At 73.3% G+C, this 11,786-nt stretch carries 8 protein-coding genes and 1 pseudogene; 6 read left to right on the top strand and 3 right to left on the bottom strand.

The genetic code is table 11. The features are described from left to right. Window positions 1-37: 37 nt before the first annotated feature. The gene (locus tag IO39_RS36070; RefSeq protein ID WP_043633282.1) at window positions 38-571 is read right to left on the bottom strand and encodes a 2,4'-dihydroxyacetophenone dioxygenase family protein; all 534 of its coding nucleotides are present in this window, start codon (window positions 569-571) and stop codon (window positions 38-40) included. Window positions 572-772: 201 nt separating this feature from the next. Further along, the gene (locus IO39_RS36065; RefSeq protein ID WP_157549376.1) at window positions 773-1,810 is read right to left on the bottom strand and encodes a LacI family DNA-binding transcriptional regulator; all 1,038 of its coding nucleotides are present in this window, start codon (window positions 1,808-1,810) and stop codon (window positions 773-775) included. 399 nt (window positions 1,811-2,209) lie between these two features. Between IO39_RS36065 and IO39_RS36060 the strand changes: the two genes are divergently transcribed. Continuing rightward, complete coding sequence (locus tag IO39_RS36060) at window positions 2,210-5,389, top strand: alpha-L-rhamnosidase (RefSeq protein WP_043633277.1); 3,180 nt, start codon at window positions 2,210-2,212, stop codon at window positions 5,387-5,389. A gap of 65 nt (window positions 5,390-5,454) precedes the next feature. Here the strand turns inward: IO39_RS36060 and IO39_RS36055 are convergent, their stop codons facing one another. Further along, window positions 5,455-6,372 (bottom strand): helix-turn-helix transcriptional regulator, encoded by a 918-nt coding sequence (locus IO39_RS36055; protein ID WP_043633442.1) that lies wholly within the window; start codon window positions 6,370-6,372, stop codon window positions 5,455-5,457. Window positions 6,373-6,637: 265 nt separating this feature from the next. Here IO39_RS36055 and IO39_RS36050 point away from each other — a divergent pair, with 265 nt between their 5' ends. From IO39_RS36050 to IO39_RS59175, 5 genes and pseudogenes are all read left to right on the top strand, one after another. Next, complete coding sequence (locus IO39_RS36050) at window positions 6,638-7,660, top strand: zinc-dependent alcohol dehydrogenase family protein (protein WP_043633275.1); 1,023 nt, start codon at window positions 6,638-6,640, stop codon at window positions 7,658-7,660. Between the two features lie 58 nt (window positions 7,661-7,718). Then, window positions 7,719-8,351, top strand: a complete 633-nt coding sequence (locus IO39_RS36045) for a (2Fe-2S)-binding protein (RefSeq protein ID WP_043633273.1) — start codon at window positions 7,719-7,721, stop codon at window positions 8,349-8,351. A 2-nt stretch (window positions 8,352-8,353) separates the two neighbouring features. Next, window positions 8,354-9,331: an FAD binding domain-containing protein gene (locus IO39_RS36040; protein WP_043633270.1), complete on the top strand. Its 978-nt coding sequence runs from the start codon at window positions 8,354-8,356 to the stop codon at window positions 9,329-9,331. Then, complete coding sequence (locus IO39_RS36035; RefSeq protein WP_043633269.1) at window positions 9,328-11,535, top strand: xanthine dehydrogenase family protein molybdopterin-binding subunit; 2,208 nt, start codon at window positions 9,328-9,330, stop codon at window positions 11,533-11,535. The genes IO39_RS36040 and IO39_RS36035 overlap by 4 nt, the downstream gene beginning before the upstream one ends. Window positions 11,536-11,606: 71 nt before the next feature. Continuing rightward, a pseudogene (locus IO39_RS59175) lies at window positions 11,607-11,783 on the top strand (SDR family oxidoreductase); the annotation flags it as partial. Window positions 11,784-11,786: the final 3 nt, after the last annotated feature.

Here is an 11,786-nt window from a genome sequence, read left to right as displayed (position 1 = left end):
GACGGTCTCACTTCGGAAGGGGGGTGCGCGCCGCGGCTCAGCGGAACAGGGAGTTGACGTAGTCGGCGCCGATCCCGGCCTTCTCGTAGTGCTCGCGGCACATCTTGATGTAGTCGTGGACGTCGAAGAAGCCGTCGGGCTCGCCGTTCTCGTCCAGCCAGATGAGCGGGCCCTTGACGATGAAGAACGTCTTCATCGGCTCGCCGCTGTCGTAGGCGACCAGCGTGTGCCCCTCGCCGGGCGCCTCGTAGACGAAGTCGCCCGCGGTCGCCGTCCAGGGCCGCTCCAGATAGCCCCACTTGCCGGAGATCGTGTACGCGAACACCTCGTGCGGGTGGTAGTGCCGGTTGACCAGCCCGGCCTCCTTGGCGCGCAGGATGTCGGCCCAGCTGTTGTCCTTGACGTTGATCCACAGCGGCCGGGAGCCGACGGTCTCGGTGAACGGCACGTAGTAGCGGTCGTCGTCGGTGGCCACCTGCGACAGGTAGACCTCGGGCAGGGCGTCGGGGCGGAAGGAGTTCTCGATCGGCCTGAGGTCCTTCCAGAACTCTCCGGTGGGCGTGTCGGGCATGTGAACGACCCCTTTCGTGACGTGTTTCCGGAAGTGAATCCCGGAGGGGCCGGTGCCGTCTTTCCCGTGGAAGACCTGCCCGCTTGCAGATTTCGGACATCGGCCGGCGGCGAGCGCGAGCGGGCCCGCGCTCGCCGGGGCGGCGGGCGCGGCGAGGACGGTGCCCGCTTCAGGGCGGGAGAGGAGTCCGAGGCCGGGGCGCTATGAAGAGGGTGGCGCGGCCGTGGAGGAGCGGACGACGAGGCTCGGGGTGACGGTGAAGCGCACCGGCGTCGTCCGGCCCTCCACGCGTTCCAGCAGGAGCTTGCCCGCCGCCCGCCCCATCTCGCCGCCGTCCTGATCGACGCTGGTCAGCGCGATGTTGGGCAGCGCGGCCAGGTGGGTGTTGTCGTAGCCGGCGACCGACACGTCCGCCGGCACCGCCAGCCCGGCCTCGTGCAGCGCGGCGAGCGCGCCGAGCGCCGCCTGGTCGGCGCCGGCGAAGATCGCCGTCGGGCACGGCGTCCGGCCGAGCAGCTCGCGGGCGCCGTCGTAGCCGCCCTGCTCGTCGTAGAAGCTCGTCGCGACCGCGATCTCGGCGGCGAGACCGTGCTCGGTCATGACCCGCTCGTAGGTCGCCGACCGGATGGTGTGCAGCAGGTCGCCGGGGCGGGCGACGCTGTCGTCCTGGTGCGTGATGTGCGCGACGCGGCGGTGGCCCAGCTCGATGAGATGGTTGACGACCAGCTCGGCGCCGGCCTCGTCGTCGCCGTACACCGAGTCGTAGTGGGGCGAGCGTTCGTGGCGGGCGAGCACCACCAGCGGCTTCTCCTTGGCCACCTCCTCCAGGCGGGCCCTGGCGGCCAGCGGCGCGACCATGATGATGCCGTCCACCTGCCGGTCCACCAGCGCGTCGACCGCCCGCCGCTCGACCTTGCGGGTGACCCCGCCCTGGATCATGAACGCCTGGTAGTTGGTGGTCTCCAGGTAGGCGGTCAGCCCGTCGAGGATGTCGGCGAAGAACGGGTTCCTGATGTGCGGCAGCACCAGCCCGATCGTGAACGTGCGCCCGCGCATGCCCCGGGCCACGGCCTGCGGCCGGTAGCCGAGCTCCTCGATGGCCGTCCTGACCTTGCTCTTCATGGCCGGGCTGACGCCGTAGGCGTTGCGGATCACCTTGGACACTGCCGTGACGGAGACCTGCGCGTGGCTCGCCACGTCGGCGATCGTCACGCGCCGCCGTCGACCGGACGCGACCATGAGACTCCATTTCCCCGAGGCGTGATCCGATTGTACGAGCGGCGCCGAGACCCCGGCCCTGCTGTTCCGGCGCGTGGACGAACGCCACGACGCCAGAGGCGAACGGCACGGGCGGCACCCGTTCGGCCGCCGTCGTCGGCCCTGCCGCCACCGGCGCTCCCCGGCCGGCGCGTCGCGCCTGGTCACGGGCCTGATCACGGTGGGTACCGTTACCCAAAAAGTGCACGGTGAAGCGCTCCGACGTGCGGATGCACCGTGCATCGTTGCTCGCGGGGGCCCTTGACGAGTGGTCAGGAGGTGCTTACGTTGACGGCACCGTCACTTAGTGTCCGATCCGGGCGCCTTTACGTTGTAGATCCCAACGTCCCGCTTGATGGCGCGACCGGAAGGGAGTACCCCGTGACCTCACCGCATCGCCGCCTCCGCACGCTGGCCGGGCTGGGGCTGGCGTTCTCGCTCGTCCTCGCCCCGGCCCCGCCCGCGAGCGCCGCCCGGCAGTCCCCCGTCGAGGTCGTCGACCTGCGGGTGGACGGCAGGCGGGACCAGCCCCTGGGCATCGGCAACCCGGCTCCCCTCCTGGACTGGCGGATGGCACCGGCCCGGCCCTCCGGCGGGCATCCCTGCCTGCGACCAGGATCACGGGCGGCCTGCCCGGCCGACGCGCAGACCGCGTACCAGATCCGGGTGGCCGCGGACGAGAGCGGGCTGCGGCGCGGCCGGCTCCTCTGGGACTCCGGCAAGGTGGGCTCGGCCGTGCAGTCCGGCGTCCGCTACGGCGGCCGGCCCCTGGGCTCGCGGCAGCAGGCCGTCTGGCAGGTCCGGGTCTGGGACGCGGACGAGCGGCCCTCACGCTGGAGCGGGCCGTCGTCCTGGGAGACGGGCCTGCTGCGGCAGGACGACTGGGGAGCGGCGCGCTGGATCGAGCACGCCGGCCGCACCGAGACCCAGCCGATGCCGATCTTCGCCCGCGCGTTCGACCTCGGCCGGCGCGAGCGCGTGGCCAGGGCCCGCCTCTACCTGTCCGGCGTCGGGCTGCACCTGGCGACCCTGAACGGGCGCCGGCTCACCGACGAGGTCCTGGCCCCCGGCAACGCCAACTACCAGCTCTCCAGCGAGTACCGCACCTACGATCTGACCCGGCACCTGCGCGCCGGCGCCAACACGCTCGGGGTGCGGCTCGGCAACGGCCCGGCGTACGTGCGGCGCAGCGTCACCAACCCGGCCGTCGGCCGCACCTCCCCCTACTCCTGGTGGCAGAGCCAGCTCAAGGGCAGCGGCGCCCTGACCGCCGGCACCGCCCCCGGCGCCACCACCGTGGCCCTGGACAACGTGACCGGCTACCACGTCGGCGGCACCGTCAACATCGACACCGGCAACGGCGGCGACGACCTCGAGTCCCGTACGATCACCGCGATCGGCGCCTCCGGCATCACCTTCACCCCGCCGCTGGACAAGCCGCACCCGGCGGGCGCGCGGGTGACCGGCTCCGGCAACAACATCGCCGCCAGTGACCCGAGCGCCGGCGCGGCCGTGACCCCGCGCCTGATCGCCCGCCTGGAGATCACCTACGGCGACGGCTCGTCGCACGTCATCGTCTCCGACCGGAGCTGGCGCACCGCGCTGGGCCCGCTGGTCACCGACGCCTGGTACTCCGGCTCCGACCACGACGCCCGCCGCGAGCAGCCCGGCTGGGACTCCCCCTGCGCCGACCTGTCCCCTGCCGCCAGGCGGCGCGACGGGTCAGCCATGGACTGGACCTCCGCCGGCCTCGCACCCCCGCCGAACCTCGCCACCCGGCTCGTCGCCCGCACGGCCGAGCCGATCAAGGCGGTGGAGATCTTCCGGCCGGTGTCGGTGACGAACCCGGCGCCCGGCACCTGGATGTTCGACCTCGGGCAGAACATCGTGGGCCGGCCCGAGCTGCGCCTCAAGGGCGCTGTGCCCGCCGGAACCGTCATCCGCATGTCGCCCGCCGAGTCCCTGGCCGCCGACGGCACCGTGGACCAGGCGTCCCTGATGGGCGGCGGCGGCAACCGCGGCCGCGACCTGTTCCACACCTACACCACCGCCGGGCTGCCCGGCGGCGAGCGCTGGCACCCCGACTTCACCTACTTCGGCATGCAATGGGTCCAGGTCACCGGCCTGCCCGACGGCCACACCCCGGGCAAGGATCTGATCACGGGCGTCCGGCTGCAGGCCGACACCCCCGTCGCCGGCGAGGTGACCACCTCCAGCGCCCGGGTCAACCGCATCCACACGATGGCCCGCTACTCCTTCGCCGGCAACATCATGTCGGTGTTCACCGACTGCCCCGGCCGCGAGAAGCTCTCCTACCCGGCCGACTACACGATGCCGATGGGCGCCATCCATCGCAACCACGACCTGGCCGCGTACCTGAAGACCACGATGCGGCACCTCGTGGAGGGCCAGTCGATCGCCGACACCCCGATGCGCGGCAACGTCGCGCTGAAGACGCCCGTCTACGACTGGGGCTACAGCGGCCGCTTCGGCGACGAGATCAACTGGGGCAAAGCGATCATCCTCGTCCCGGCGATGCTGTACGAGCTGTACGGCGACACCGAGACGATGGCCCGCCACTACGACCGGATGGTGCTGTTCGCCGACTACATCCAGCGAGAGAAGGCCGGCACCGGCGAGAACGCGCACATCGTGGACGCCGCCCTGGCCGACTGGGTCGCCGCCGACCAGACCTCCGGCCGCATCACCGGCACCTGGGGCTACCACGTCATGATCAGCAAGCTCGCGATGATGGCCGAGCTGACCGGCCACGCCGCCGACGCCACCCGCTACCGCGCCCTCGCCGCCGACGTCAAGACCGCCTTCAACCACCACTTCTACAACCGCGAGCTGCGCCGCTACACCGACGGCGCCGCGAGCGCGACGCAGACGGCCCAGGCGCTCGCCCTCGACGCCGGCCTCGTCCCCGACGGCGAACGCCAGGCCGTCCTGGACGCCCTCGTCGAGCTCGTCCGGGCCTACCACCCGAACGGCGAAGGCCCGCACTTCAGCGGCGGCACCATCGGCATGGCCCCCATCGTGCGGGCGCTGTCCGCCGGGGGCCGCGACGACGTGCTGTGGGAGCTGCTGCAGAGCGACGCCCAGCCCAGCTACGGCCACTTCATGGCCGCCACCCCCGCCAACCCCGGCGGCATGACCACCATCGGCGAACGCTGGAACCGCGGCGACTCCAAGAACCACATGATCCTCGCCCAGGTCGAGGAGTGGTTCCACAGCGGCCTGGCCGGCATCCGCCCGGCCGACGGCTCCATCGCCTACCGCCGCCTCGTCATCCACCCCAAGCCGGTCGGCGACCTCACTTTCGTCAAGGGCAGCTACCACACCCCGCAGGGCGTCGCGCGATCGGAGTGGAGCCGCGCGCGGGGGACGTTCGAGCTGACGGTCGAGATCCCGCCCAACACCACCGCCGAGGTGCGGGTCCCGGCCAAGGACCGCCCCACCGCCAGTTCGCGGCGGGCCGGCTTCCTGCGTATGGACGGCGGCCACGCCGTCTACGCCGTCCCGCCCGGCTCCTACACCTTCACGGCGACGCCCGGCTGACCCCGCGCCCGGCTGACCCCGCGCCCGGCCGGCAGGAGGACGACCGGCCGCCACCCGGGCGCCGGTCAGCCGTGCCGGGCCTCCGCGTTGTGCGGCCGCTCGGACCGGTCGAGGGTGGCGGCCCAGCTCGCCAGCAGGCGCAGGGCGTCGTGGGAGGGGGTGTCGGGGGCGGCGGTGTAGACGGTCAGGTTCAGGCCGGGGTCGGCGTGCAGGTCCATGGACTCGTAGTCGAGGACCAGGTCGCCGATGGCGGGATGGTGGTAGGCCTTGGTGCCGGTGTGGTGCAGGCGGACGTTGTGCTGCGCCCACCGGCCGCGGAAGTCGTCGCTGCGGGTGGACAGCTCCCCGATGAGCTGGGTGAGCTCCTTGTTGTAGGGGTCGCGGCCGGCTTCGGTGCGCAGCAGGGCCACGGTGATGTCGGCGGCGCTGTCCCAGTCGGGGAAGAAGTCGGGGCCGGCCGGGTCGAGGAACTGGAAGCGCGCGATGTTGGCCGGCTGGGAGCGGGCGGCGTCCGGGCGCGGGCCGCGGCCGGGGGCGGGGATGCGCGCGTGGTAGACCGGCCAGTACATGGCGCGGCCCAGGCGGTTGGCGGCCACGATGTCCATCCGGCCGTTGCGGATGATCGCGGGCGCGTCGGTCATGGCGTCCAGCATGCGCTGCAGGCCGGGCCGCACCTTCCGGACCCGGCGGGGGGCGGGGCCGGTCGTGGCGGCGCGGGCCAGGTCGAACAGGTGGGCGCGTTCGGCGTCGTCGAGCTGCAGGGCGCGGGCGACGGCGTTCAGGACGTCGGTGGAGACGCCCGTGATGTGGCCCTTCTCCAGGCGGGTGTACCAGTCGGTGCTCACGCCGGCCAGCACGGCGACCTCCTCGCGGCGCAGGCCGGGCACCCGGCGGCGGCCGCCGGGGGCCAGGCCGGCCTGCTGCGGGGTGATCCTGGCGCGCCGGCTGGCGAGGAAGTCGCGGATCTCATCACGGTTGTCCACCTTGCCCACTGTAAACAGCGGCCGGAGGCGTATGGGGGTAGAGGATGTCCCCCCGATAAACGCGCCCTCCCGCACGGGCGATGGACCCGGTTTGCTGGGCAATGCCGTCCCGGGCCGGGGCGGTGCACGTCCGGCCGGGAGGCCGGAGCACGCCGGCGACGCCGGGGCTGCGGCCGGCGTATCGGCTGGACGCCACGCTCGCCCCGGCACGGGGCCGCGCGCCCCGCCACCGGCCGCCCGACCATCCAGCGAAGGAGATTCATCCATGCGTGGAGCAGTTCTGCACGCTCCGGGCGACGTCCGCGTCGAGGACCGTCCGGACCCGCAGATCATCGAACCGACGGACGCGATCATCCGCCTGAGCGCCACCTGCATCTGCGGTTCGGACCTGTGGCCCTACCGCGGGGCGGACAAGCCCGGCGGGCCGGCGCCGATGGGCCACGAGTACGTCGGCGTGGTCGAGGAGGTCGGCAGCCAGGTCACCACGGTGCGGCCGGGGCAGTTCGTGGTGGGCTCGTTCTGGGCTTCGGACAACACCTGCGAGATCTGCCGCTCCGGTTACCAGTGCGCGTGCGTGCGGCGGGTGCTGATGGGCACGATCGGCACCCAGTCCCAGCTCGCCCGGATCCCGCTGGCCGACGGCACCCTGGTGGCCACCCCCGGCATGCCGGAGGCGGACCTGGTGCCGAGCCTGCTGGCCGCCTCCGACGTGCTGGGCACCGGCTGGTTCGCCGCCGTCGCCGCCCAGGCGGGGCCGGGCAGGACCGTCGCCGTCGTCGGGGACGGCGCGGTCGGCCTGTGCGGGGTGCTGGCCGCCCGGCAGCTCGGGGCGGAACGGATCATCGCGATGAGCCGGCACGCACCCCGGCAGGAGCTGGCCCGCCGGTTCGGCGCCACCGACATCGTCACCGAGCGCGGCGACGCGGGGGTGGAGCGGATCAAGGAGCTGACGAACGGGCTCGGCGCGCACAGCGTCCTGGAGGCCGTCGGCACCCAGGAGTCGATGCTGCAGGCCATCCGCGCCACCCGCCCCGGCGGGCACGTCGGCTTCGTGGGTGTCGCCCACGACGTCACGCTGCCCGGCGACCTCATGTTCGACTCCCTGGTGCACCTGCACGGCGGCCCCGCCCCCGTCCGCCAGTACCTGCCGCACCTGATCGACCTGATCTGCGGCCGCGCCATCGACCCCGGCCAGGTCTTCGACCTCACCCTGCCCCTGGAGCAGGCGGCCGAGGGCTACCGGGCGATGGACGAACGCCGCGCCGTCAAGGTCCTCCTCCAGCCCTGACCCCCGCCACCGGAGGTCAGGGGCCCTCCCGCTGATCCGAAGGAGAAGTGAGGCACGCATGTCCGACCGACTCGCTGACGAAGACCACCACGACGAAGCGCCGGGAGTGTCGCGGCGGGGTTTCCTGTCGGCCACCGCCGCCGGCGGTGTGGCCGCGGGTGTCCTGCCCTCCGTGCTCGCCGGACCGGCCGGCGCCGCACCGGCGGGGGCGCCCGGCCCGCACAGCAGCACGCTGTCGGTGACGGTGAACGGGCGGCGGCACCAGGTGACGATCGACAACCGGACGTCGCTGCTGGACCTGCTGCGCGAGCGCCTCGCCCTGCCCGGCACCAAGAAGGGCTGCGACCAGGGGGCGTGCGGCGCGTGCACGGTGCTGGTGAACGGCCGCCGCGTCAACGCCTGCCTGACGCTCGCGGTGCGCTGCCAGGGCGTCGAGGTCACCACGATCGAGGGCCTGGCCGCCGGCGGTGAGCTGCACGCGTTGCAGCAGGCGTTCATCGAGCAGGACGCCTTCCAGTGCGGCTACTGCACGCCGGGGCAGATCATGTCCGGCGTCGGCTGCATCCGGGAGGGGCACACCGGCTCCCGGGAGGAGATCCGGGAGTGGATGAGCGGCAACATCTGCCGGTGCGGCTGCTACGTCAAGATCGTCAACGCGGTGCAGCAGGCCGCCCGCAAGCAGGGGAGCTGACCGTGTACCCCTTCGCCTACACCAGGCCCGCCGACACCCGCGCTGCCCTCGCGGCCGGGGCACGCGGCGGACGCTACATCGCCGGCGGCACCACTCTGGTGGACCTGATGCGCGAGACGGTGGAACGCCCTGGCACGGTGGTCGACATCAGCGGCCTGCCCCTGCGGGACATCCGGATGACCGGGGACGGGCTGCGGATCGGGGCGCTGGCGAGCATGGCCGAGGTCGCCGCCCATCCCCGGGTGCGCTCCGCCTACCCGCTGATCGCCCAGGCGCTGGAGCTGAGCGCCTCGGCGCAGCTGCGCAACATGGCCACCATCGGCGGCAACATCCTGCAGCGCACCCGCTGCACCTACTTCCGCGACGTCAGCGCTCCTTGCAACAAGCGGCAGCGCGGCTCCGGCTGCGCCGCGCTGGAGGGCTACAACCGCTCCCACGCGATCCTGGGCACCTCGGACGCGTGCGTGGCCACCCACCCCTCCGACCTGACCGTGGCGCTGGCGGCGCTGGACGCGCGCGTGCACCTGCTGGGCCCGGACGGTGAACGCGCCGTCGCGCTCACCGCGTTCCTGCTGCGGCCGGGCGAGACCCCCGACCGCGAGCACGACCTGCGGCCGGGCGAGCTGATCACCGCCGTGGAGATCCCGCCGCACCCGGCACCGCTACGCTCGGGCTACCTGAAGGTCCGCGACCGGCAGTCATACGAGTTCGCGCTCACCTCCGCGGCGGTCGTGCTGCACGTCACCGGCGGCGTCATCCGCGACGCTCGGGTCGCCGCCGGTGGCGTGGGCACGGTGCCCTGGCGGCTGACCGCGGTGGAGAAGCGGCTGAACGGCGAGCGCCCGTCGGAGCGGTTGTGGGCGCGGGCCGCCGCCGTCGCGGCCGACGGCGCCCGGCCGCTGCGCCACAACGCCTTCAAGGCCGAGCTGCTGCGACGCACCGTCGAACGTCAACTGCGTACCGTGGGAGGCACCCGATGATGAGACCTGCGGCAGGCACGCCCGTGTCCCGGGTGGACGGCCGGCTCAAGGTGACCGGCCAGGCCGCCTACGCCGCCGAACACGACGCCCACGACGCCGTACGCGGCGCCGTCCACGGCGTGATCGTGACCAGCACGGTGGGCAAGGGACGCATCACCGCGATCGACACCCGGGCCGCCACCGCGCTGCCCGGCGTGCTCGCGGTCATCAGCCACGCCAACGCGCCGAAGCTGCCCTACCGGCCCTTCCGCCGCGTGACCGACCCTCCCCGGGGTGAGCACCTGCGCGTCTTCCAGGACGATCGAGTCAGGTTCTTCGGCCAGCCGGTCGCCGTGGCGGTGGCCGAAACCCTGGAGGCCGCCCAGCACGCCGCGAGCCTGGTCAAGGTCACCTATGCCGCCGAACGTCCCGCCACCGGCCTGGACGCCCCCGCCGGATCGCCCAACGAGCCGGAGAACTACCAGCGGGGCGACGTCGACCAGGCGTTGCGGCAGGCCCGCACCCGCATCGAGCAGACCTACCGGCTCCAGCGCGAGCACCACAATCCGATGGAGCCGCACGCCACCATCGCCCGCTGGGACGGCGACCGGCTCACCGTGTGGGACAAGACGCAGGTGGTGCTCAACACCCGCGCCGCCCTCGCCTCGGTCTTCGGCATCGCCGAGGACGCGGTGCGCGTCGTCTCGCCGTTCGTCGGCGGCGCGTTCGGCAGCGCCCTGCGCGCCTGGCCGCACGTCACCATCGCCGCGCTGGCCGCCCGCCAGGTACGCCGCCCCGTCAAGGTCGTCCTCACCCGCGAGCAGCTGTACACCGGGACGGGCTTCCGCCCGGTCACCGAGTACAAGCTCACCCTGGGCGCCGACGAGCGCGGCCGGCTCACCGCGGCCGTGCACGACATCCGCGCCGAGACCTCCGCCTACGAGGACTACCGCGAGTCGCTGCTGACCCAGGGGCAGATGGTGTACACCACCCCCAACGTCCGCCAGACCTACCGATCCATCCCGCTGGACATCAACACCCCCACCTGGATGCGCGGCCCCGGGGCGGCCACCGCCGCCTACGCCATCGAATGCGCCATGGACGAGCTCGCCCACGAAACCGGCATCGACCCCATCGAGCTGCGCCTGCGCAACGAGCCCGAACGGGATCCCGGCACCGGGGCGCCGTTCTCCACCCGGCGGCTGCGCGAGTGCCTGCGCACCGGCGCCCGTACCGTCGGCTGGGACGACCGCGCCCCCGAGCCGCGCTCCACGCGCGACGGCGACTGGCTGCTCGGCATGGGCATGGCCGTGGCCACGTACCACACCGCGCGCGCCCCGGCCCAGGCGCTGGCCAGGCTGCACGCCGACGGCACCGCCACCGTCCAGTCCGCGACCTCCGACATGGGACCCGGCACCTACACCTCCATGACCCAGGTCGCCGCCGACGCCCTCGGCCTGCCCGTCTCCCGGGTGCGGTTCCAGCTCGGCGACTCCGCCATGCCGCCGGCCCCGCCCCACGGCGGCTCCATGACCATGGCCAGCGTCGGCTCCGCCGTCGCCGACACCTGCGACAAGCTCCGGCGGCAGGCCGTCCGGCTCGCCATCGCCGATCCGGGCTCGCCCCTGCACGGCGCCTCCGCCGGCGACGTGGTCGTCCAGAACGGCCGCCTGAGCCTGCGCGACGACCCCGGCCGCGGCGAGACCTACCAGCAGCTCCTGGCCCGCACCGGCCGCCCTCGCCTGGAGGCGCGCGGCGGCTACACCCCCGGCGAGGAGACCGAACGCTACTCCACCCACGCCTACGGCGCGGTCTTCGCCCAGGTCGCCGTCGACGAGCGCCTCGGCCTGGTCCGCGTACGCCGGGTGCTCGGCGTCTACGACGCCGGCCGCATCATCAACCCGAAGCTCGCCCACAGCCAGGCCATCGGCGGCCTGGTCGGCGGCATCGGCATGGCCCTGCTGGAACACACCGTCACCGACCCGCGCGACGGCCGCGTCGTCAACGCCAACCTGGCCGACTACCTCGTCCCCACCAACGCCGACGTCCCCGACGTCAACGCCGTCTACCTCGACGGCGAGGACCGCGAAGCCGGCCCCCTCGGCGTCAAGGGCCTGGGCGAGGTCGTGATCGTCGGCGTGGCGCCCGCCATCGCCAACGCCGTCTTCCACGCCACCGGCCGCCGCGTCCGCGACCTGCCCATCACCCTCGAGGCCCTCCTATGAGGTGATCGCCAGCGGCGACCCCCGCCGGGCAAGCGACGACCACCGTACGGACCTGCCGGACAGCGCCCGCCGGCGACCAGGGCGGCCGCGCGCTCGCGGTCACCTGCGACGTCACCAGCGACCAGGACGTGCGGGCGGCCGCGCACGCCGCCGCCGGCGGGTTCGGCCGCCTCGACGTCGCCTTCAACAACGCCGGCCTCGAGCAGCCGGTCAAACCGCTCACCGACATCACCGAGGAGGAGTGGGACCGC

This window comes from Nonomuraea candida, assembly GCF_000725485.1.
In the GTDB taxonomy this organism is placed as follows: Bacteria; Actinomycetota; Actinomycetes; order Streptosporangiales; family Streptosporangiaceae; genus Nonomuraea; species Nonomuraea candida.
This window is presented reverse-complemented; position numbering and strand designations above follow the sequence as displayed.